Genomic DNA, 21297 nt, shown 5'->3' with positions numbered 1-21297 from the left:
AGTCATGGCCGTGGTGCAAAAGATTACTTGGCAGCAGCGTTTAGAAGCTTATTACTATTTATGTCGCTTCGATAAGCCAATTGGCACGGAACTGGTTTTTTGGCCAACTATGTGGGCACTGTGGATTGCTAATCAAGGAACACCGCAATTCAGTATTTTGATTCCTATGATTTTGGGTACGATATTTATGCGTGCAGCAGGTTGTGCGATTAATGACTTTGCTGACCGTAAAGTCGATGGTGCTGTGGAAAGAACCAAGCATCGTCCTCTAGCGACAGGCGTAATTAGCGCTAAAGAAGCCATATATGTATTCTTGATCTTGGTGCTTGCTAGCGCATGTATGTTGTTCTTTTTACCGATAGAAACTTTTTATTGGTCCTTTGGTGCATTGTTTTTAGCGTTCATTTATCCCTTTATGAAACGCTACACGCATCTGCCACAAGTATTTTTAGGCGCGGCATTTTCATGGTCGATTCCTATGGCTTACACCGCAGTAGGGCAAACACCTGATTTAACGTGTTGGTTATTGTACTTTGGTAATTTGGCGTGGACCGTTGCGTATGATACACAATATGCCATTACTGACCGTGAATATGATTTGAAAATTGGCGTGAAATCGACTGCGATTTTATTTGGTAAATACGATATTGAAATTATTTCATTATTGCAGGTGCTTAGTATTGTACTAATTGGTTCTGCACTGTATTTAGAAGATCTCTTGATGCCATTCGGTTTGGTCGCGTTGTTGGCTGTGGCTGCCGATTTTATTTACCAGTGGACTAAAACCAAAGGCCGTGATCCGCAGTTATGTTTTTGGGCGTTTCGCCATAACCGTTGGGTAGGGCTTATGATTTTTATTGGAATTTTCATGGCACTGACGCTTTAATGTCATTGATCTGAAACTGTTTAAAATGAGCTAAAGCATCCTATTTGGGTGCTTTTTTTTATGCATTAATAAAAAGGCATGTAGTTTCATGCTTAAAGAATAATGATTAAAAAGGATATTTTATGAAAAGTTCAAAAATAGCATTAGCTCTGACAGTTGCAGTTTCTATGCTGTCTTTAACCGCGTGTAATGACGATGATAATGACTCATCATCTTCGAATCAAAAATCAACATTTGTGTCTGAAGCAAATTATGCTTTAGATACTGTAGACAATACATCGTCCATTAAAGTCATGACGTATAACATGACCAATGTGCAGGGGAAAGCAGCAACAGCAACAGCCTTAGTATTATTTCCAAAAGCTACACAACCTAAAGATGGGTATCGTGTTGTGGTATGGGAGCATGGAACAGTCGGGGCTGGAGATGAATGTGCGCCAAGTAAAAATCTAATTCATCCACGTTTTAAAATTCTAGCTAATACGCTTATGGCGGCAGGTTATGTAATTGTGGCACCAGACTATGAAGGTTTAGGTACGAAGGGGGTGCATCCATACCTCAATTTATCGAGTGCGGCAAATTCGGCACTTACTGCGGTTAAAGCAGCAAAAGAACATTATGGTAAGCAACTCAATGGTCAGTGGATGTCGATCGGTCAATCGCAAGGTGGTCATGCATCCTTAGGGACGGCGGAATTTGCAAATACGGATGCAAACTATAAAGGGGCAGTGGCAGCCGCACCTGCATCGAGTTTGGGGACGATTATTAAGATCTATCTTGATCCTGCTTTAAATCTGGATGACAACGGCGTGAGTAAGGGCGTCAATATCTTAGATGAACAATTGCTTCAAATTCGTTACGCGCTTGCAAATAACATAATCAATGCACAGCAAGCAGATGCGTTAATGGGGCAACTTGCAGATGGCTATGCTGAGCTTTTGGCATATGCTGCATTGACCAGTTCGGGTATTAAAGCCTATGAGCCAAATTATGATTTAAAAAATATCTTTACTGCAGATGCTGGTGTTATTGCAGAAAAAGCCTATGGACGTACAGGGGATGATGGTGCATGTTTAAGTTATGCCGATCCAAATGGCGCAAATGGTTTGCAAGAACAGTTTAAAGCAGCTGTGATTGAATTCTTAAAAGATCCAACGCATATGGTTTCACAGTACGGAATTGATTTGAATAAAATCGATACCGATCCCGTTGTTCAGAAATTTTTAAATGATAATCAGCCAGCGACGAATGCAACTGCTGCCAAAGTAATTAAAGCCCCTGTTTATATTATTCAAGGTGAAGAAGATAAAGCTGTATTACCTCCTGTGACTCAAGCTTTATTTGAAAATATGAAATTGCAAGCGGTGAAATACTTCCCACAGGCAAAATATGAGGATGGATATTTATTGGATATTGTGCCAAAAGCAAGTCATACACAGGCGATTATCTGTAGAAATGCGCAAGCGGTCGAATTTATTCAAGCTAAAATGTCCGCAGGTACAGGTATTGATTTAACCAATGAGCAAAAAGATGCGAGCCAAAGTCCACATTGTACGGGTATAGTTGCTTCAAGCTAAGTTTTTAAATAATAAAAAAGGAGCATGTCTCCTTTTTTTATTGAATATTGGATTGTTAATCATTCAATCCGTGAAAATGAGGGGGTATAGTTGGTTAGAGTAAAGAATGATATGAAGGCTTGAGCGAATTTTGTTTTTTGCTATATTGGGCGTCGAATTATTTATGTAAATGAAAGAATCGTTATGTCTGAAGTTAAGCCAAAGCCCAATACCAAAAAGATGATCATTTTGATGGCACTTGGGCTATTGATTCCTATATTTTTGGTCAGTATGGCTTTTCTTGCAGTCAATAGTGATGCCAAAAACCAAGAAAAATATAAGCAACAACAAGCTGAAATGATTGAGCGCATTAAAGCTAAAGAAGCCCAAGATGAGGCTTTGGCTGCTGAGGCTGACCAAGCAGTATCAGAAGTGCTGGCTGCTCAAGAGTCAAATGCTCAATAAAATTCTGTTTACATTATCGATGTGAATGCAATGCGCATTCACTCAATGTTTGATTTTGATTTACGTATTTTACAACTATTTATTTATATCATGCCTGAGCGTGTGAACTGTTGGAATACTGGTGTAGCGGATTACACGGTAGCCCGCTTCTTCAAGCATTGCATCACGTTCAGCATCTTCTTGCTCTTTGCCTATATGACTAGGGTCATCCAGTTCGATAATCACAAGCACATTATAAGTTTGGTCAAGTATGACAAAATCAGTGACTTTTCGATTAAATCTATTCCTAATTTTATAATTTTGATTGGTGATCAGTGCGCTAAAAGCCACTTGGGCTAAAATGTGGTAGTTCGGAAATGCTTCATTTAAACGATGAAACATCTTACTTTCAAAGGCAGTGATTACACGACGTGGGAAAAACTTTTGTTTGCTTCTAAACAGTCTCGGAAAGACTAAGCAGACAAGTGCAAAAGTTGCCAAGCAACCAATAATAAAAAATATGAACTGACTGAGATCTGGCACGGAATAAACTACATATATGAAAAAAGCCCACGTCATGATGCGTGGGCTTTTTAGAATTTGGCTCTCCAACCTGGGCTCGAACCAGGGACCTGCGGATTAACAGTCCGTCGCTCTACCGACTGAGCTATTGGAGAATCTGCACGCATTCTATGGGGCAAATGCAGTGAGGTCAAGTCGGAATTGCAAAAAATAAGAAAATTTAGGCTGAATGTATTAAATATAAACACCTTTAATATAAAGTGTTTTTAAAACTTAAGCTTTGATAATTGCTTCTAATGTGGAAGGAGAGGTCGGTGAATAGCTTAGGTCATAGAGCAAGTGATTCTTATCTTAAAAATAAAAGCCTAGAGCATAAAAAAAGCCCACGACATAATGCGTGGGCTTTTAGAATTTGGCTCTCCAACCTGGGCTCGAACCAGGGACCTGCGGATTAACAGTCCGTCGCTCTACCGACTGAGCTATTGGAGAATCTGAAACGGATTCTAAAGATGTATGGCAGGGTGGTCAAGCCTGATTTAAATAAAATACAGAAAAATCAAATTAAGTGTTTTAAAAATAGCCGAATCAGACAAGTTAGTACTTATACGGATACTTTTAGGAAAGCATAAACAAAAAAGTAGGTATGCTTTGCTTAAACAACAGGCAATAAAAAACCCACTTCGTAATGAGTGGGTTTTTTAGAATCTGGCTCTTCCACCTGGGCTCGAACCAGGGACCTGCGGATTAACAGTCCGTCGCTCTACCGACTGAGCTATGGAAGAATAGATGGCTCTCCAACCTGGGCTCGAACCAGGGACCTGCGGATTAACAGTCCGTCGCTCTACCGACTGAGCTATTGGAGAATCTGATGCGCATTTTAGGGATGAATTTTAAAGTGGTCAAGCAGATTTGATGAAATGACTATTTGAATGTTTTTTTATTGTTCAAGTCTAGAAATTTTTTCTTAAATAGTGGTTATTTTTGAAGTTTTTTATATCATCTAGGTTGCTGATTTGCTTTATCGTCAAATTTTGTAGATTTAAATTTTTAAGCGTAGTTATGCGTTTCTCTTGATCTAAAGGAATTATAATTTGGAATAATAAATATATTTCTAAAATTTGATGGTTTGCGAAGGTATCTAAATGAAATTTAGAAAAAGACATAACAGGTTTAATGGTGTTTTGGTATAGATTAAAAAGATTTTGATTGTGTTTGAATACAATCCTTAATAAATATTCATTACCGACAGGTAATAGTTTGTAGTGACTTTTTGTGTTGTTAATGGATATGCTTTCTATTTGATCATAGTTAAACTGAATTTTCATTATATAAAGTTGAATTATACAATGACTTTCGAAAAATCTAATTTGTGGCAGTCCATTTTTGATGATAAGTAAAATTAAGACGAATTCCATAATTGATAATCCAGTCAGTATTAGTGCTGAATTAAAACTATATTTAATAGATTCTTGAACATAAGAGTAACTCACATACTGGATTATAGTGATAAAGATAAACATCACTAATATTTTGGTATATTTTGCTTTTATGATTAGTAATGGCTCTTGATTCATTCTTTTGTGTAATATTGTTTGTTGTGGCAGTATGATATTTAAAGCATAAAAAATCACCCTAAAAGGGTGATTTTTTTGACTTTTGAATAAGTTTTAAAACTTATTTTTCAACGCCAGCAGCTTGACCTGCATATTTAGCGTTTGCATAGTCCCAGTTCACTAGGCTTTCTAAGAAAGTAGAGATGTATTTAGGACGAGCGTTACGGAAGTCGATGTAGTAAGCGTGTTCCCAAACGTCGATAGTCAACACAGCAACTTTACCGTGAGCAAGTGGAGTGTCAGCATTTGAAGTTTTAAGGATAGAAAGGTTGCCGTTTACTTCGTCAGCAACTAACCAAGCCCAACCTGAACCGAATTGAGTTGCAGCAGCATTTGCAAATTCTTCAGCGAATTTTTCGTAAGAACCGAAAGCTTCGTCGATTTTAGCTGCTAAAGCGCCAGTAGCTTTACCGCCACCGTTTTTAGCCATACAGTTCCAGTAGAATGTGTGGTTCCATACTTGGGCTGCATTGTTGAAGATACCAGCTTTAGAAGCATCGCCTTTAACAGCAGTGATGATTTCTTCTAAAGTTTTGCCAGCAAGGTCAGTACCTTCAATTGCTTTGTTTAGATTAACCACATAAGTATTGTGGTGTTTGTCGTGATGGTATTCTAAAGTTTCTTTGCTGATATGAGGAGCAAGATCTTCGTAACCGTAAGGTAACGCTGGTAAAGTAATCGTTGTCATGTTTTCAATTCCTTGCATTTTGCTGGGTTTTGACATTAAGTGCCGTTATTGTAATAGATTCTTGCAGTAAAATGCGCATTGCTTATAAATAACAATACAGAATAAAGCCTGAAAATATACGTATAAGGACTGAGCCAAAGACCAGGACGATTTAAATTAAATCGGGTTATTTAATTCGAAATAACTATACTCAATATTGAACTGTTCTGAAATAGCTTTCGCAAGTCGTTGTACACCATAACGCTCGGTTGCATGATGTCCACATGCATAATAATGCACATTTAATTCTTCAGCTTCGTAAAAAGTACGTTCACTCACTTCACCTGAAATGTACGCATCACAATCTAATGCAGCGGCTTTGCCAATAAAGTCTTGTGCGCCACCCGTACACAAACCAATTTTTTGAATCGATGGTTTATCTGCCGGTAGGTGAATGGCATCAAATCCTAATTTTTCAGAAACGAAGTCTTTAAACGCCGCTGGAGTCATTGCTTGTTTTAAATAACCAACATTACCAATAGGATTGCGCTCAGTAGGATCTAAGGCTTCAATATTCTCTAATTCGAGCAAATCTGCTATCGCTGCATTATTACCTAAAGTAGGGTGACTATCTAAAGGTAAGTGATAGCCAACTAATGAAATATCTTTTTTGATCAGGCTTTTGATTCGTTTGCCACGCATACCTGTGATTGGGTAAGCTTCACCTTTCCAAAAATAACCATGGTGTACCAATAGCAAATCAGCTTTTGCTGCTATCGCGGCTTCAATCGCTGTTTGTGACGCGGTAACTGCACATAAAATTTTATGCACTTCTGCTGAGCCTTCAATTTGCAAGCCGTTGGGAGCATAGTCCTTAAATTCATGTGCTTTGAGTGTGCTATCACACCATTGAATAATTTCACTTAACTGAGCCATATACTGTCCAAAATCTCAAAAAGATGCATCAAAATTTACGATTGTTTAAATTGTAACTAAAGAATCACAAATCTCTGTGTTTATTTTTAAGTTTGTTGAAAATATTACATTACAATACGATATAAATTATTTAGCCATCAATGAATTATAAAATTTAGAGGATATAGACGTGCGTCGGACCTTTACATGGTTACCTTGGGTATTATTAATACTTGTGATCATCGGTTTCTTTACATGGCAACAGGTTCAAAAACCTAAAGCACCCATTGCCCCAGATGGGGTCAAAATGCCTGCAGAAAAGGTTGAGCCCCTCATTGATACGTCGCGTACAGGCGGTGTAGTTTCGTATAGTGCTGCGGTAAAAGTTGCGGCTCCAGCGGTTGTCAATATTTTCACTACGCAAAAAGTGAAACAATTGGATCATCCTTTATTAAATGATCCGGTTTACCGTGAGTTTTTTGGTAATCAACTTCCAGATCAAACCAATCAAAACGAAAATAGTTTAGGTTCTGGTGTGATTGTTCGTCCAGATGGCTATATTTTGACGAATAACCATGTGATTGCGCAGGCCGATCAGATCGTTGTGGCTTTACATGATGGTCGTCGTGCTGAAGCGAAAGTTGTGGGTACAGACCCAGATACAGACCTAGCTGTGATTAAGATTGAAATGAGTCAATTACCGGTTTTGCCATTTAAGCTAAGTGGCAATGAAGTCGGTGATGTCGTCCTAGCGATTGGTAACCCTTTTGGCGTGGGTCAGACGGTTACGCAAGGGATTATCTCAGCTACAGGTCGTTCAGATTTGGGAATCAACACTTACGAAGACTTTATTCAAACAGATGCTGCGATCAACCCCGGCAACTCTGGTGGTGCTTTAATTGATGTTGCAGGGAACTTAATTGGTGTAAATACCGCGATCTTCTCGCAGTCAGGTGGCTCTTTGGGGATTGGTTTTGCCATTCCTGCAAAAGTGTGCCAACAAGTGCTGAACGCTATTTTAAAAGATGGGCGAGTGGTACGTGGTTGGTTAGGTATTAGTTTACTTCCAATTAAACAAGAAAATATTTTAGATCCACGGGTGAATGGCGTGATTGTCGCAGATGTCATTCGCAATGGACCTGCAGCACAAGCAGGTTTAAAACGTGGTGATAAAATCATGAAAGTGAATAATGAGCTAATTACCTCGACTTCGCATTTAATCAACTACGTTGCACAACAAGCGCCATTGAGCACTATGCAAATTGAGATTGAGCGAGACGGAAAGGTGATGACATTGCCGGTACAAGTGGGAGAGCGTAAACCGCAAACTCAAAACAGTGACTCGCAATATATTCCATTACCCCGCTAGCATAGAAAATCCCTCTTCATGAGGGATTTTTTTTGAGTTCCTTTTTTGCACATCGCTTTGAAGAGCTTCGTTTGCGCCAAACAATGCGCTTTGAAATTGAAATATCAATTACAAAAATGCATTGCACGCTTTGCTGAATTTGGCTTAATTTATAAGCAATAATAATCAGATAAGCGTATAAGAATATGAGCTTTTTACCCGCTGAACATGCCAAAGTTTTATCCAGTCAAGCCAATTTAGATATCGCCTTATATAAGACACGTTTGGCTTTGCTGATTGAGGAAAATGCCAAACAGGGGAATACCGCCGTATTTACGGTTTTACCCAAGCATTTAGCTTTAGAAGAGATTCGAAGTTTATCTGCTGAGCTTACAGAATTGGGATATCAAGTTCGATTTGAAGTGAATGAATTCTTCTATAATTTTAATGTCTACTGGATTTGATTCGGGATTCACTGCATTTAAGGTCGTAAGTTAAAAACAAGATGAAACCCTTTAGAAAACCACGCTAAGCGTAGTTTTCTAAAACTGTTTTATAACGCAGTATCTTATTCAGATTTTTGATAGTCGTTAATGACTTCAAGCGCCGCACGAAAGGCTTCTTGAGTCGCTGGTGCACCACAATATGGCAAACTATGAAGTAATACTTCCTGAATTTCTTCTACAGTCGCCCCGTTATTTAAAGCACCTCGGACATGACCTTTGAGTTCTGTCGGACTTTTTTGTGCTGTTAAAAATGCAATAGTAATCAGTGAGCGATATTTACGGGGTAAAACGCCTTCACGCTGCCAAGTTGAACCCCATGCATGCTCATTAATCCAATCTTGCATCACATTAATATAAATGCTAAATATGTTTTAATTATCAATATCTTATCTATTTTATTATAAATTACAGTACTTTAATTAAATAAGCCGCTTGCAGATTAATACCGATTAATACAGATTAACAAGTATTAAAGCATATCGAATTACGCCATAATTTACGCCATCTGAGAAAAACATTAAATGGCGTAAAAATGGGAACAATCACACAGCGCAAAAGCGTCAGCGGTGCTATCCGTTATCGTGCTGAAATACGCATTAAACGCACTGGTTTACCTGAATACAAGGAAAGTAAAACCTTTGGCACCATGCGCACTGCATCAAACTGGCTCAACAAGCGTGAGCAAGAAATAGCAGATAATCCTGATATTTTGCTTGGTATCAATAATAAGTCAATGACGATTGCTGCTGCTATTGCAAAATATAAAGAAGAAGTTGGTGGTGAGTTTGGTCGCACTAAAAACAGGTCGCTTGATCTAATTGCAAAACTACCTATTGCCAAGGTGTATTTAGAACAAATTAATGCCACCCATGTTTCCGAGCATGTGGCTCTGCGGAAGAAAGGCTATAGCAAGTTAGGCCTTGACCCAGTCTTGCCATCAACCATCTTAAATGAACTCCAAAACATTAAGTCCATCTTGACTCATGCTTCTGTGATGTGGCGTATCAATGTCAATTTGAATGAATTTAACAACGCCTGCCTACAACTCAGAAAGACACGACAGATCAAGAAGTCAGATAGGCGAGATAGGCTGCTATCAAATTCCGAATTAAAAAACCTGTTGCTGCATTATCTTGATAAATGGAATCGTGGGCGGACTGCATACCCAATGCATCTGATAGTTTTATTCGCCATTTTTTCATGCAGGCGACAAGCAGAGATAACCCGAATACGGTTAAGCGATTACGATGAAGAACATCAATCATGGATGGTTCGAGATTTAAAAAACCCCAATGGCTCAAAAGGAAATCACAAGCATTTTAACGTGCTTTCAGACTGTCAAAAAATCATTGAGCTTTTAATGCAGGATGACACAAGATCAAGAATGCTGAAGATGGGCGGTGATAGTGATTTACTTGTACCATTGTCTGCTGTTGCTATAGCGTCCGAGTTCAACCAGTCCTGCCATATATTAGGCATGAGTGACTTTAGGTTTCACGATTTAAGACACGAGGGGGCAACACGACTTGCTGAGAATGGATTAACTATTCCACAAATACAGCAAGTCACATTGCATGACACATGGAGCAGTCTTGAGCGATATGTGTCAGTAAAAAAGAGGGTGAACATTTTACAGCTAGATGACCTGCTACAGATCATTGGTGAAATGTAGCAAAGTCTTTTGATGCGCTTCGATGCTCTTTATCTAGCGCATCTGCCAAATCCCGCAAGTTTACGAAATATGGCGCTGTACGGCTTTTCTGATCCAGCTTAAACACTGGAAAGGGAAACTTGTTTTCGGTCGCCATCTGATGCACAGTCGCTTTTTTTAGGGATGGATAGTATTCATCCGCAATATCAAGCAACTTCACTACAACAGAGCGATGCTTTAAAAACAAGTAGTCATAAGTTGAAAACTGCAATGCACCCATCATTTCACCTCCTTCAAACTTTCCACCACATTTCTAGGCAACCCACTCAAATAACAACTAAACAAGTGGTATAGCTCATCCGCATTCATTTCATTTACTTCGATCATTCCGCCTGTGCCATTTACTACACGCTGACGTGACCACCCACGCATATTGAAAGTGAACTCATTGTCGTAATTGACTGCATTCACAATCGCATTAAACAGTTCAACTTCCTGCGCATCCCAATTTTCAAAATAGGGCTTGTCTTTGGCCACAAGGTTGTCGATCTGGAGTTGGGCGAACTGCACATTGGTTAATTGAATTTCAGTCATTGGCTGGCTCCTGAACAATCTCTTCAACAAGACAGAAGAAAGGCGCATTTGTGTCAACTTGATTGCAGCAAATCATACTGCCTTTGAATTCACGTATCACACCAGTAACAACAACTTCATCCTGAAAAGCAGGGGTAAATTTAGCAGTGATGGTATCGCCAATTTTGTAGGTACTAGTCATTGGCTGGCTCCTGCGCTTCCATGCGCTCAATAATTGCTTGATTCACAAACTCGCTGTATAAGCTATAAGGCAGGTAGGCTTCACCCTCGTAGCACTGGCGCACAGCATTAATCATTCTTTCACTTGGTACCATTGGTACTAAAACAAACCCTTCCGGCACCGCTTGGGCTTTGGCTGCTTGCCATGCTTCCCAAGCAAAGTTCATTGTTTCAGGGGCATCTGATGGGCAAAAATCCTCATTGGGCCAATATGAATTTGTTTCTTCGTTGTAATAAACATATTCACTTTTGATTGCTAATTCAGCTAAAGGCAATCTTTCAAACGCTTCTCTTTCTTTATGAATATCCATCACGCCACCTTTCCAATATTCTGACTTTGCACATAAAGCTTTGCTAAAAGCGCAACGGTTTCCTTTGTTTCAGGTCGCTGCAGTTCTTTAAATTTACGGTTCATTGCAAGCAATTCCGCACGGCTTACCAACATTAAGTTATCCAGGCGACAATCGGTTTTAATGCCGTTTTTAAAGATTAATGCGTGACCACTAGGGATAGGGCCATTAGCCTTCTCCCACAGGTACTTATGCTTGAGCTTCATTTGACGCTCACCCTCAAACTTGCGCTCGATGTAGCCATCTTTAGTGATGTACTCATAACCAACTGGTGCTGAAGTGTGAGGAATATTGCCTTTTTTCCACAATGTTTCTGGACTTGGTTTATAGCCTTTCATGCCTTTATTCCAAGTAACATGGCCCTTTTCCAAGCGACCAGTACGGCCAGTTTTAGCACCAATCCTGAGGCAGTGAGCCTTAATCTGATCCACATTGACACTCATACTAAACTCAGCATTAAAAAGCTCGGTTAATTCCTTGCGAGGCATGATTGTGTGCTTAATCAAAAAGGCATCCATTTCAGGTGTGTATTTAACTTTCATTTAAACCTCGACATTCATATCGCCAAGCGCAATGCGTGGTGCTTGCTGATCCTGATTTAAGCCTTTGTGCTGAGCGACCAACCTAACCGCATCCAACTGAGTAGCGTGTGCCTTGATAATCTCAGCACTAATGCCCTGAATTGTCTGAGCGCGCTTAACCTCAGTTTCAAGCTCATCTTTGTCAGCCTTAGCTAAACGACCCAACTGATCAAACAGATGCTTGTTTAAATCTTTTAATGTGCTCATCACGCCACCTTCATTATTTGATTAGCCACAACACGCGCTAAATTTTCATTCGTTTCATCTGATATAGCAGGGCTGCGCAAGTGCATTTCATATTCATCAAACAACGCTTGGCACGCCGAATTACCCGTTAAATCACTCTTTACAAACACATAGCTCAAAGCCTTACGGGTGCCTTTACCGCTGAAAGTGCAGCTACCATCTGCAAGGACTTTCTTCACATAACCGAGCTTCTCTAACCAAATTTTGAAGCCGTCGGCATGTCTATTTTTGATACGGAAGATCATGCTGCAATCCTCCCTTTGCTACGTTCAGTAAATAGCTTTTCGTAGTACGCTTGGCAGTGCGGGATTTTGTCTTTGATTTTTTGAATAATTGTTTCATCGCGCTCAATCACAACAGTTGTAAGACGCTCACGAATATCAATCTTTTCAACAAGATCAATCAATTGCTCCCGATCATCCCAATCTTTTGTGAGCTCGACAGGGCAAGGGAATAGCCAAAAATCAATGTTCGCCACTTCACATTCGTAAAGCCACATATAGGCTTGCATCTGAATGTCATAGCCTGCCTTTTTAACTTTCTCCATGGCCTCATCAATAAAAAAAGGATGCGTGCCAATGTCCCAAGTACATTTTGTGTCGATAATGAGCTTGCGATCTAAATCAAGAATGTCGCACTCACCAGTAATCAAGCTATTTTGAACACGCCCCACATGCTTCGTAAGCTTACGAAAGCGCATCTTTCCAGACATTTCAATCGCCAAATCTTCTAGCATGTTGCCTTTAGCTGTGAATTGATTCCCTTTGAATGAGCGGAATGTATATAGATCCTCTTTCACTACATCGCGAATTGCGCTTTTAGCAGTATCAGAAAGCGATGCATCTTTAAGTTCTTGAACCAAAGCATTTTCTTCTTCAGTGCGCTTTTTTTTACGAATGAGAGCATTAATCTCATCATTTCGTAACTCACTGGCAATGCTTTGAGCATCGCCAATAAGTTTATGTAGAGAGGAACAGCGAAATAGTTTCATGGGAGCACCTCCACAGCTTGACGTTGTGCATCTGTGAGCGCGTACTCACTGAGCACATAATCCTTCTCAAATGCACCTGCTTTAACCTGTTCAAGCAACACTGGAAATTCAGCATCAGGCACAGTGACTTTTGACTCAATCGCACCAACACTTTCATTGTGATCGATGTAATCAAAATCATTTGTTTCCACGTCACGAACAATTGCCTGATCCGCAAGTTGTGCTGTCTGCATTTCAATTGAAAGAGGTGCTTGTTTTGAAAGCAAAAGTTTTGTCACCGTCTTAAGCGCCATAGCTTCAAAATTATCTTTCCAAACACCAGAGCCATATTTGAATGACTGACTGTATTTACCTGCATGCTTTTTCACATCAGTGGTGCTCATGTAAAGCTCAGCAGTAAAGCCATTCAGTAGCTTAAAGAAAGCCACATAGCCAATAGCTTCACCCTGATTTGGAACTGTCCAGTCGAACTCATAGCCAAGCAGAGGATTTGCTGAAATCAACTGACCCTCAAATACTGGCGTTGCAGCAATACGTGCAAACTGACCTGAACGCTGTGCCAGTTGAATGAAGCCTTTGTATCCCATCTGGAATTGAGCCTCTAAAGACTCTGACCATTTGCCTTGAGCATCTTTAAATTTGCGCTTGTACGGCACAATGTATGCAAAGCCAAGGTTATTGTTAATTGGTAAATCAAGCGTTGCTGCCATCATTGCTGCATTAACCACAGTTGCCGGGACTGCGCCTTTGAGTTGTGGTTGGTTGGCAACCTGCATCACCGATGCAAGAAAACCTTGAGTTTTCTTTCCAAGAACTTCTTCAAATTTTTGACGGATTTTAGAATCTGAAACATAAGCCTTTATTGACTTTGGATCATGCTCTGCAACCTGATTTTCTGTTTTCACTGGTGCATTCATCCGTAAATCTCCTCTGCTATATCCTCAGCAACATAAGTAGCTTGCTGTTCAGATTCCTTTAAAAACTGATCTTCACACCAATCCACAATCAACACATTCAACGCACGCAACTGCTCAGGAAGTAAGACAAATTCATTGCCTTCTTTGGTTGCTACGGCATCAGTTTTCATTACAGTTACCAGTGTGTTTTCAATTGCTTTAAAAGCAGGGATATCAATTTCATGACAGTTCTGTGGATCTGAATCACCAACTGCAAAACCTTGTGTGCATTCAAGTAATGGCATACTGCATTCGATAGACGCATCACTAATAAAGTCGAAGCGATACTGAAGCGTGAATTCAACCTTTCCGTCTTGAATAACAATGTCTTCAGCCACTTCAAAATCAGGGAAGACAGGGGCGAGGATTAAAGTATTAGTTTTGATGTTCATGCTGGCACCTCGGCTTTATTTTTATAAAAACCAAATTGGCTATTTAGGGTGTAAAGCTCGCGCTCCAATTCAAGGCGTCGATTGTTTGCAATCTTGCGTTCTTGATCTTCCTTCCAGTCGCTATTAGCAAAAACAGCATCACCTAGAGCCTTAATTTTTGCTTTTCCTGAGCTGCTTACATCATTCGCATACATCAGCGCATCAAGAGTTTGGAAAGGGCATCCATGGTCATAATCCTCATCTGAAATAACATGAATATCTCCAATAGGAGTGTTTGTAAATGAGTATCGATACTGAGGCTCTGCTAAAGCACCGCTTAAGTACATCGCAAATCGACCTTGTGACACCCGAACAGAAAACACTTTTTCTTTTTTCACACGGCTATAAATATGGTTTGATCCACACTCAGGACACTTACCCGAATAGCCAATTAGGCTTTTACTTGCCTGGTAGTTGCAATCACTACACCATTCAGTGATTGGAGCGGTGATAGTCAAAGTTAAATCTTCCATCACTTCACACCCCCAACAATCGCAGCGTTAATTTTTTGAATATCTACCTGATCGATGTATGCATTTACTTCGATACCGTCTTTGGAAACGCTCATTGGTTCCATATAGCGAATTGACTCACCATCAAGCCCATATTCAACAAATACTTCGTAATCACCGATAGTGATTAGCGCAGGGCATTGTTCAGCACAAAATTTAAGTTTTTGCTTAAGCTTTACTTCACCTGTAACGACAACTTGATTGTCGTCAATCGGTGCGGTTGTGGAGGCAGGTGATATTGAAAATGCACCGACAATGAATGCTGCAAGTGCAATAGCACCACCAGCAAACTTGATTTGTTTCTTGTTACTATCCATAATAGACCTCGTAGTTTGCAAAGCACATCGAAGGTTGAAAGGGTCGGTGTGCTTTTTTTGTTTACGAGGTTCATAGTAAACATGATGTGTACTGTAGTCAACACTTATAATAAACAAATGTTTAATTAATTTATAAACAACTGTTTTATATAGACATAAAAAAAGACCGCATAAGCAGTCTTAAAATTTCATTTTGTTTACTTATTTATGGCAGCGAATTTTGCACATTAAATGCATAAGCAATAACTTCAAACTCCTGGTCGATAATTTCTTGCTGCGTTAAAACCTCTTCTTTGTATTCGTCACTATTGGCGCTAACAATCCTTATACCACCCATTGGCATTCTATACAGGTACTTAAACTTAAAAAGACCACCATGGCATACCGCATATACCTTGCCATCAATAACATTCTTTCTGCCTATATCAACGTAAACCGTTGCACCATCATTGATGACTGGAGACATTGAGTTGCCGAAAGCTGTTAATGCAAGTGCATTTGCTGGATCAACACCATAACGCCTTAATGTTGAGGCGCTTAGTCTTAGTTTTCTTGTTTCTGTGTTTATGATTTCACCAAGCGACCCTGAACCACAAGACACTAAAACATCTTTATAAAACGGCACTTCAACCTCATCGCTATCTAGTGGAGTGGAGTTATCCCACCCTGCAACACGAGAAACATCACTACTAGAGTTATCGCCCGCACCACTTAAAATCCAGTTTGCAGAACAGCCAAACTCAGCAGCCGCTTTTAAAGACCCAGCTTTTGATACACCACGCTTTTTCCAATTGGTCAGCGTTTGCGGTGATTCATCAATACGTCTTGCGATTTCTTCCTGGCTTAGATTGTTGCTCGCCTCAAGCAGCCTTTTAAATGAATCGTGCATAACAAACCCCTTTTGTTCTTGGTTTTATTATCTCAGTAGTAAACAAATTGTGTTAAACAAATGATTTGACATTAGTAAACACAGCGTTTACCATCAAATACACAAATGTTTAGTGGAGGGTGAAATGTCTATCAGCACTGATAAAGACATCATTGTTGCTCTTGGTGGGTCAACAAAAGTTGCTGAAATGCTTGGCTTAAAAAGCAAACAGCGAGTTCAAAACTGGATGACAAGAGGGATACCTGCGGAAGTGAAACTCCAGTATCCGCACATCTTCTTAAATCCAAATGTATCAAGTGTGGTTCGCAACAAGGATGTTGCGTGATGGGGGTAGACGATATGCAAGAAGCACTAGATTTAGGTTTTCTTGATGTGCATGGGAAAAAGACCGACTCAACATCAGTCCGTATGACACATGAAGCATTGCAGGCGATTGATGCGCTGGCAGCAATGGACGACATAAAACGCTCGGAATGGATTCGAGATGCAGCCATAGAAAAACTCGTGAAGTTTAAGAAGCAACATGAGTATCTCAGCAGAGCATTTGGTAATACCACGAATACGGTGAATACATCGTGTGAAAACGAAAAAAGCCCAGTAGCGCGAACTACTGAGCCTGATGTTCAATAAGGAGTCTAGTCAATATGAACATGCCAATTTTACCACAGTTCGGAAATTCTGAACAAAAAACTATGGGCACTCGGGTAATTGCAGAACTTTGCGAAAAAGAACATCGAAATGTTAAGCGTGACTGCGACGTAATGTTCGCATCCTTAAATTTAGATGCGCTCAACTTTGAGCATATCTATTTTGACTCAATGAACCGCCAACAAACCGAATATTTGTTAGATGAAGAATTAACAATGACCTTGGTTACTGGTTACAGCATTGTTTTGCGTAATCGAGTTATTAAACGTTGGCAGGAGCTTGAAGCTCAAGCTTACCAACCACAAAAACCAACTGAACTTTCCCGTATGGATCTAATCCAGTTAGCCCTACAAGCTGAGCAGGAAAATATTGAGTTGCGGGGACAAGTCGCAATCCTCGAACCAAAAGCAAAAGGCTTAGATCGCATTGCTGACTGTACCAATGTTTTAGGGATTCGTGAGGCCGCTAAAGTTCTCAAGGTTGGTCAAAACCAATTAACGCAATACCTACTGGACCACAAAGTTGTATATCGCGACAACTTTTCGAAAATTCAGGCCTATCAAAAGTCCATTGATCAAAAGCTTGTGCATGTTGTGACTTCTGCACCTCGTTTATTTGAGTCAGGTGAAAAGGTTTTTACGCAAGTTAAGTTGACTCAGAAGCTTATTACTCGCATTGCGAAATGGTTAGAGCGAGGAGTAGCGGCATGATTAGTAATCTTACTGAGCGTCAAAGCCATGTATTGCAATGCGTTAAAGATGCTAAAGCCCAAGGTAAGCGACCCTACACTAAAGGGGTTGTTGCTCGAATGAATGCTAAAGGTCATGACATCACAGAACGTCAATGCGCCCATGACTTGGGTGTGCTTATTCGCACTAAAGGTACAGGTGTTATCGGAATGCGCCTAGGAAGCAGACCAACACTTTGGATTTATGATGAGGGGTGTGCCAATGCATAAATACCTACACCATATTGGCGATTTCATGCGTGACACCGTTCACTTGAATACCCTTGAAGAATGTTTTTACCGTCGTGCATTGGATTTTTATTACTTAAACGAAAAACCATTACCCAAAGAAACCCAAGTGGTTTTTCGTCGGTTGCGTGCAAATACCGAAGAGGAAAAGCAAGCTGTTCTAAATGTGCTTTCTGACTTCTTTGTTGAGCAAGAAGACGGTTTTCACAATAAACGTTGTGATGCTGAAATCGCTGGATATCAGGCTCATGCCGATAAAAATCGTGAAAATGGGAAAAAAGGTGGTCGACCACCAAAAAACAAGGATTTGCAAAACCCAAAAGAAACCCAGTCGGTTAATTTGGGTTCTGAAAATGAAACCCAAAAAAACCTTAACCATAAACCATTAACCATAAACCAAGAACCATTAACCATTAACCAATATAAATATACGTTTGACCTGAACACGGTGAACACGAAATTGAAAATGGCAGGTCGTCATGAAGTAGATCAGAAATACATTGATCAACTGCAATCACAATTCGAGTTGTACTACGCAGATCAACACATGGTTGCCAACAAAGCACTGGTGAAATTTGTTCAATGGATTATGCGAAATCAGGATCAACCTCAAAAACAACAATCCATCACTAAAACCACAGCCCAGATTCTCGCTGAACAACGTATGCAGTTAGATCAACAGCAAGGACAGGTGATTGATGTTGGTGAGCCAAAAAAGCCATTACTGATTGAGGAGGTGGGTCGTGCTTAACGGGATCGCCTTAGACAAGGCTCGCGAATACTACGACATCATGCAAGTGATGTATGGACACAAGTTTATTAGCCAATTTAACGGCATGACTGACCTGAATCGCATTCTGAACATCATCAACGGTGCTTTAGTAATGTTGAGTGATGAGCAGTTTCAAAAGGGCATGGCTCAACTGAATGCAAAAGCTGGATCAGGTGATTTCTGCCCAACACTTTCTGATTTTAAATCATGGTGCATGTCTGGCAGCTGGTGGACAGCAACAGAAGCTTGGCAACGTGCTTGTGATTATTCAAATCAATCAGAGATTGAATTGCTAGAAGGCAAATTGAAAGTCACCACCTTGACCAAAAAAGCATGGGACTCTGTTTACTGGTTGGTTGAGCAGGGAAGCATGAAGGAGGCTTTCAGGCAGTTCAAATCGATCTATGAGACCTATCTAGCCAAAGCTCAGATGCAAGGTCGTCAGCAAGAGTGGTATGTGCCACCGAAGATGATTGGTACATCCAAGGCAGCGCCTAAACTTAAATCATGGCTACCTGAGCCGACACCAGAGGAAAAATCTTGGGTGGAAAGCAAGGTTAAGGAATTTCAAGAAGCGGGCATGTCTTTGCCAATGGCGATGATGAATGCGATGAAGTTGAAGTATGAGCAAAGCGCAGGAGGTGGGGTGTGAAGGATCAGTATGACAATAAAACCGTGGATTGGGTGGATGCGAATAAATCTAAATATATCGAAACGGAATTAGGTCGGGAAAAACTCTGTATTCAGTGTGGTGAATATTGGCCTTTAGATGATGAATTTTGGTGGCATCGGAACGTTAAATTGGTGAATGGTCAAGTGTCGAAGCGATACGAGGCTGCCTGCAAGTGTTGTTATAACGTTCGCTACAAACCTGGCAAGACTAAGAATAAAAACAGCATTAGGTCTGTTTATGAGAAAGGGTGTGCAGCATGAACCTAACAATCGAACAAATGCGGGAAATTGTGGAGCGACATCGCAAACTTGGAACTCATTTCACTAAATTCAAATATTACTCAGCAGAAAAAGACGATTTCTTTTTGTCGCAATTGTCTACTGATTTTATCTGTGTCGACGACCTTCGCAAAGCCATCGCAGACCACGACCGAACCGATCATGTGTCAGACATTCGGAATCATATAGCGCCGACTACGAGGGTGATTGAGGGATGAGTGAATTTGAAGAATTTTTTAAAGCTCAGTCCTTTTACTTACAAATGAAATATATCTATGGAGATCGACTTTTTGATTTTGATAAGGGTATTGGATATCGCAATTTAACAGTGCAAATCGCATACGTATGTTGGTGTAAAGGTGACAAGGAGTTTGTAATTTGAAAATCCTCATTGGTATCGATACAGGAGTAAATACAGGCTTCGCTGTTGCTATTGATTGTGGCAACGGCGGAGAGTTGAGCAAAGTAACGTGCTTAACAATCACCCGGGCCATGGCTGAAATTAAATTGTTGATCGCTGAAAATGGTCCAGATGACATGAAGCTATATATCGAAGATGCACGTAAGCGAACATGGTTTACAGGTGGACGAGAAAAAGCTCAAGGTGTTGGATCTGTTAAGCGTGATGCGCAAATTTGGGAAGATTGGTGTAAAGAACAAGGTTTGAATTATTTAATGATTCATCCAAAAGCCAATGCAACAAAAACTACTTCAGAGATATTTAAGAAACGCACAGGCTGGCCTGGGCGAACAAATGAACATGCACGTGATGCAGCAATGTTGGTCTTTAAGAGATTTGCAAAATAAGGGGAATAGGGATGAACGCAGTAGCAGAGAAATTTGAACCTTTTGAATGGTTGACTAAGGGAATTACAGCGAAGTCACCAAACTTTGAGCCACAGGCACATGGCACTGGGGAGAAGCCTTTGAATTATGAAGATCGTTTGGGTGCGATTGCGAGTATGGAAACACAGCTTGCAAAGTCAGTTACAGCGCTTATTGTCTTTGATGGAAAGTGTGAAAGTGATTATGAGTATGTGCGTAATCACTTGGTTAAAATTATGTTGGTCAATGCTAAGGATGATAAGAAGCGTGAGCCTGAGCATATCACCATGAATCATTTGGCATACTTGGTTGCACGTATGGTAATTGACTTTGCTTTGAATCCTGAGCTTGAGGGGAATTTTACAGCGCAAGGTCGATTGTATTATGCGGGTATTAATTCGATGCAGATGCAAGCCGAACTTTATCGTAAGACATGGAAGCCATACGAAAATCTGATGTGTTTGGCGCTTGAGTCTGCGATTGAAGAGGCTTCTCAAGCTGTTCAGAAATATAAGAAAAATACTTACAAAGAAATGCGTGCATAGGGATTCCAATATTTCGGAAACCAAGGTATAGTTTTACTATACTGGTCGTATTACGCAGTTTCTGACCATGATTAAATTAAGCTCACTAAAAGGTGGGCTTTTTTAATACCCTGAGAAATGTTTTTGTGTAAGCAATATCAGGGCACCTATGGCGGTTCCTATTAATTTCTAGTGGTTTTTAAATTGATTACCGCCACCCTATTCAGGAGATTCACATGCTCCAATTTTTAAAATGCCTATTCGGCTTTCATGGTGCGATTGAGATTGACCACACGATTGATGGCGATGAGATAAAGGTTTGTCGGGATTGTTTGAAAGAAGTTGAATAGCAAAAACCCCATGAAGAAATGGGGTTTGGATAAGAATATATTGCCTATGTTTTATTA

At 40.2% G+C, this 21297-nt stretch carries 32 protein-coding genes, 4 tRNA genes and 1 pseudogene; 15 read left to right on the top strand and 22 right to left on the bottom strand.

Annotation, left to right across the window (positions count from 1 at the left end; all coding sequences use genetic code 11):
- The first annotated feature begins 4 nt into the window (after positions 1–4).
- From ubiA to FTU16_RS06360, 3 genes are all read left to right on the top strand, one after another.
- Complete coding sequence (gene ubiA / locus FTU16_RS06370) at positions 5–886, top strand: 4-hydroxybenzoate octaprenyltransferase (RefSeq protein ID WP_180007667.1); 882 nt, start codon at positions 5–7, stop codon at positions 884–886.
- Between the two features lie 122 nt (positions 887–1008).
- Positions 1009–2463: a S9 family peptidase gene (locus FTU16_RS06365; protein ID WP_180007668.1), complete on the top strand. Its 1455-nt coding sequence runs from the start codon at positions 1009–1011 to the stop codon at positions 2461–2463.
- A 183-nt stretch (positions 2464–2646) separates the two neighbouring features.
- Positions 2647–2907 carry a hypothetical protein gene (locus FTU16_RS06360; RefSeq protein WP_168379169.1) on the top strand — a complete coding sequence of 87 codons (261 nt, stop codon included), beginning with the start codon at positions 2647–2649 and terminating at the stop codon, positions 2905–2907.
- A gap of 75 nt (positions 2908–2982) precedes the next feature.
- Here FTU16_RS06360 and FTU16_RS06355 read toward each other — a convergent pair whose 3' ends face one another.
- The 7 genes from FTU16_RS06355 to FTU16_RS06325 all read right to left on the bottom strand — a co-directional run bounded on the left by FTU16_RS06355 (position 2983) and on the right by FTU16_RS06325 (position 6624).
- Positions 2983–3465 carry a DUF2726 domain-containing protein gene (locus FTU16_RS06355; RefSeq protein WP_218945491.1) on the bottom strand — a complete coding sequence of 161 codons (483 nt, stop codon included), beginning with the start codon at positions 3463–3465 and terminating at the stop codon, positions 2983–2985.
- A 22-nt stretch (positions 3466–3487) separates the two neighbouring features.
- Positions 3488–3563, bottom strand: a tRNA-Asn gene (locus FTU16_RS06350).
- A gap of 258 nt (positions 3564–3821) precedes the next feature.
- Positions 3822–3897, bottom strand: a tRNA-Asn gene (locus tag FTU16_RS06345).
- A 217-nt stretch (positions 3898–4114) separates the two neighbouring features.
- Positions 4115–4190 (bottom strand) — tRNA-Asn (locus FTU16_RS06340).
- A 5-nt stretch (positions 4191–4195) separates the two neighbouring features.
- Positions 4196–4271, bottom strand: a tRNA-Asn gene (locus FTU16_RS06335).
- Positions 4272–5082: 811 nt separating this feature from the next.
- A complete protein-coding gene (locus FTU16_RS06330; RefSeq protein ID WP_078192384.1) occupies positions 5083–5709 on the bottom strand; it encodes a superoxide dismutase in 627 nt (208 codons plus the stop codon).
- A gap of 156 nt (positions 5710–5865) precedes the next feature.
- Positions 5866–6624 (bottom strand): Nif3-like dinuclear metal center hexameric protein, encoded by a 759-nt coding sequence (locus FTU16_RS06325; protein ID WP_168379171.1) that lies wholly within the window; start codon positions 6622–6624, stop codon positions 5866–5868.
- A gap of 169 nt (positions 6625–6793) precedes the next feature.
- On the opposite strand from FTU16_RS06325, the gene FTU16_RS06320 reads away from it, so the two are divergent.
- Positions 6794–7972 carry a trypsin-like peptidase domain-containing protein gene (locus tag FTU16_RS06320; RefSeq protein WP_180162927.1) on the top strand — a complete coding sequence of 393 codons (1179 nt, stop codon included), beginning with the start codon at positions 6794–6796 and terminating at the stop codon, positions 7970–7972.
- Positions 7973–8157: 185 nt separating this feature from the next.
- On the top strand, positions 8158–8415 hold the full coding sequence (locus tag FTU16_RS06315; protein WP_078191893.1) for a hypothetical protein: 258 nt from the start codon (positions 8158–8160) through the stop codon (positions 8413–8415).
- Between the two features lie 104 nt (positions 8416–8519).
- Here FTU16_RS06315 and FTU16_RS06310 read toward each other — a convergent pair.
- Positions 8520–8801 (bottom strand): annotated as a pseudogene (locus FTU16_RS06310) (carboxymuconolactone decarboxylase family protein); the annotation flags it as partial.
- A gap of 188 nt (positions 8802–8989) precedes the next feature.
- Here FTU16_RS06310 and FTU16_RS06305 point away from each other — a divergent pair.
- On the top strand, positions 8990–10129 hold the full coding sequence (locus tag FTU16_RS06305) for a tyrosine-type recombinase/integrase (protein ID WP_180162926.1): 1140 nt from the start codon (positions 8990–8992) through the stop codon (positions 10127–10129).
- Here the strand turns inward: FTU16_RS06305 and FTU16_RS06300 are convergent.
- The 13 genes from FTU16_RS06300 to FTU16_RS06240 all read right to left on the bottom strand — a co-directional run bounded on the left by FTU16_RS06300 (position 10113) and on the right by FTU16_RS06240 (position 16194).
- Entirely contained in the window at positions 10113–10391 is a 279-nt protein-coding gene (locus FTU16_RS06300) for a pyocin activator PrtN family protein (RefSeq protein ID WP_373683893.1), read from the bottom strand. The genes FTU16_RS06305 and FTU16_RS06300 overlap by 17 nt on opposite strands.
- Positions 10388–10702 (bottom strand): hypothetical protein, encoded by a 315-nt coding sequence (locus FTU16_RS06295; protein ID WP_180162925.1) that lies wholly within the window; start codon positions 10700–10702, stop codon positions 10388–10390. Before FTU16_RS06295 ends, FTU16_RS06300 begins: the two co-directional genes overlap by 4 nt.
- Entirely contained in the window at positions 10695–10883 is a 189-nt protein-coding gene (locus FTU16_RS06290) for a hypothetical protein (RefSeq protein ID WP_180162924.1), read from the bottom strand. The genes FTU16_RS06295 and FTU16_RS06290 overlap by 8 nt, the downstream gene beginning before the upstream one ends.
- Complete coding sequence (locus tag FTU16_RS06285; protein WP_180162923.1) at positions 10876–11232, bottom strand: hypothetical protein; 357 nt, start codon at positions 11230–11232, stop codon at positions 10876–10878. Before FTU16_RS06285 ends, FTU16_RS06290 begins: the two co-directional genes overlap by 8 nt.
- Positions 11232–11813 carry an HNH endonuclease signature motif containing protein gene (locus FTU16_RS06280; protein ID WP_180162922.1) on the bottom strand — a complete coding sequence of 194 codons (582 nt, stop codon included), beginning with the start codon at positions 11811–11813 and terminating at the stop codon, positions 11232–11234. Before FTU16_RS06280 ends, FTU16_RS06285 begins: the two co-directional genes overlap by 1 nt.
- Positions 11814–12059 carry a hypothetical protein gene (locus FTU16_RS06275; RefSeq protein WP_180076876.1) on the bottom strand — a complete coding sequence of 82 codons (246 nt, stop codon included), beginning with the start codon at positions 12057–12059 and terminating at the stop codon, positions 11814–11816.
- Complete coding sequence (locus tag FTU16_RS06270; protein ID WP_257223039.1) at positions 12059–12343, bottom strand: hypothetical protein; 285 nt, start codon at positions 12341–12343, stop codon at positions 12059–12061. Before FTU16_RS06270 ends, FTU16_RS06275 begins: the two co-directional genes overlap by 1 nt.
- Positions 12340–13089: a hypothetical protein gene (locus FTU16_RS06265; RefSeq protein WP_257227101.1), complete on the bottom strand. Its 750-nt coding sequence runs from the start codon at positions 13087–13089 to the stop codon at positions 12340–12342. Before FTU16_RS06265 ends, FTU16_RS06270 begins: the two co-directional genes overlap by 4 nt.
- Positions 13086–14006 carry a recombinase RecT gene (locus tag FTU16_RS06260; RefSeq protein ID WP_180162921.1) on the bottom strand — a complete coding sequence of 307 codons (921 nt, stop codon included), beginning with the start codon at positions 14004–14006 and terminating at the stop codon, positions 13086–13088. The genes FTU16_RS06265 and FTU16_RS06260 overlap by 4 nt, the downstream gene beginning before the upstream one ends.
- Positions 14003–14437 carry a hypothetical protein gene (locus tag FTU16_RS06255; RefSeq protein ID WP_180162920.1) on the bottom strand — a complete coding sequence of 145 codons (435 nt, stop codon included), beginning with the start codon at positions 14435–14437 and terminating at the stop codon, positions 14003–14005. Before FTU16_RS06255 ends, FTU16_RS06260 begins: the two co-directional genes overlap by 4 nt.
- On the bottom strand, positions 14434–14949 hold the full coding sequence (locus tag FTU16_RS06250) for a hypothetical protein (RefSeq protein WP_180162919.1): 516 nt from the start codon (positions 14947–14949) through the stop codon (positions 14434–14436). Before FTU16_RS06250 ends, FTU16_RS06255 begins: the two co-directional genes overlap by 4 nt.
- Positions 14949–15305 (bottom strand): hypothetical protein, encoded by a 357-nt coding sequence (locus FTU16_RS06245; protein WP_180162918.1) that lies wholly within the window; start codon positions 15303–15305, stop codon positions 14949–14951. The genes FTU16_RS06250 and FTU16_RS06245 overlap by 1 nt, the downstream gene beginning before the upstream one ends.
- Before the next feature lie 205 nt (positions 15306–15510).
- Entirely contained in the window at positions 15511–16194 is a 684-nt protein-coding gene (locus tag FTU16_RS06240; protein ID WP_180162917.1) for a helix-turn-helix transcriptional regulator, read from the bottom strand.
- A gap of 124 nt (positions 16195–16318) precedes the next feature.
- On the opposite strand from FTU16_RS06240, the gene FTU16_RS06235 reads away from it, so the two are divergent.
- From FTU16_RS06235 to FTU16_RS06190, 9 genes are all read left to right on the top strand, one after another.
- Complete coding sequence (locus FTU16_RS06235) at positions 16319–16519, top strand: hypothetical protein (protein ID WP_180162916.1); 201 nt, start codon at positions 16319–16321, stop codon at positions 16517–16519.
- On the top strand, positions 16519–16824 hold the full coding sequence (locus FTU16_RS06230) for a hypothetical protein (RefSeq protein WP_180162915.1): 306 nt from the start codon (positions 16519–16521) through the stop codon (positions 16822–16824). The genes FTU16_RS06235 and FTU16_RS06230 overlap by 1 nt, the downstream gene beginning before the upstream one ends.
- Before the next feature lie 14 nt (positions 16825–16838).
- Positions 16839–17552, top strand: coding sequence for a phage regulatory protein/antirepressor Ant (locus FTU16_RS16510; RefSeq protein ID WP_257227100.1), 714 nt, complete (start codon positions 16839–16841; stop codon positions 17550–17552).
- On the top strand, positions 17549–17800 hold the full coding sequence (locus FTU16_RS06215; protein ID WP_180162914.1) for a hypothetical protein: 252 nt from the start codon (positions 17549–17551) through the stop codon (positions 17798–17800). Before FTU16_RS16510 ends, FTU16_RS06215 begins: the two co-directional genes overlap by 4 nt.
- The gene (locus FTU16_RS16505) at positions 17793–18569 is read left to right on the top strand and encodes a YdaU family protein (RefSeq protein ID WP_257227099.1); all 777 of its coding nucleotides are present in this window, start codon (positions 17793–17795) and stop codon (positions 18567–18569) included. The genes FTU16_RS06215 and FTU16_RS16505 overlap by 8 nt, the downstream gene beginning before the upstream one ends.
- Positions 18562–19242: a hypothetical protein gene (locus tag FTU16_RS06205; RefSeq protein ID WP_180162913.1), complete on the top strand. Its 681-nt coding sequence runs from the start codon at positions 18562–18564 to the stop codon at positions 19240–19242. Before FTU16_RS16505 ends, FTU16_RS06205 begins: the two co-directional genes overlap by 8 nt.
- Entirely contained in the window at positions 19239–19523 is a 285-nt protein-coding gene (locus FTU16_RS06200) for a hypothetical protein (protein ID WP_306670346.1), read from the top strand. Before FTU16_RS06205 ends, FTU16_RS06200 begins: the two co-directional genes overlap by 4 nt.
- Before the next feature lie 396 nt (positions 19524–19919).
- Positions 19920–20348, top strand: a complete 429-nt coding sequence (locus FTU16_RS06195) for a hypothetical protein (protein ID WP_180162912.1) — start codon at positions 19920–19922, stop codon at positions 20346–20348.
- A gap of 11 nt (positions 20349–20359) precedes the next feature.
- Entirely contained in the window at positions 20360–20911 is a 552-nt protein-coding gene (locus FTU16_RS06190) for a hypothetical protein (protein ID WP_121594754.1), read from the top strand.
- Positions 20912–21109: 198 nt separating this feature from the next.
- On the opposite strand, the gene FTU16_RS16420 is transcribed toward FTU16_RS06190, so the two are convergent.
- Positions 21110–21297, bottom strand: a 188-nt coding sequence (locus FTU16_RS16420; protein ID WP_218955627.1) for a hypothetical protein, incomplete at its 5' end; no start/stop codon positions are given.

This window comes from Acinetobacter sp. YH12069, assembly GCF_013419675.1.
GTDB classification, from domain to species: domain Bacteria; phylum Pseudomonadota; class Gammaproteobacteria; order Pseudomonadales; family Moraxellaceae; genus Acinetobacter; species Acinetobacter amyesii.
This window is presented reverse-complemented; position numbering and strand designations above follow the sequence as displayed.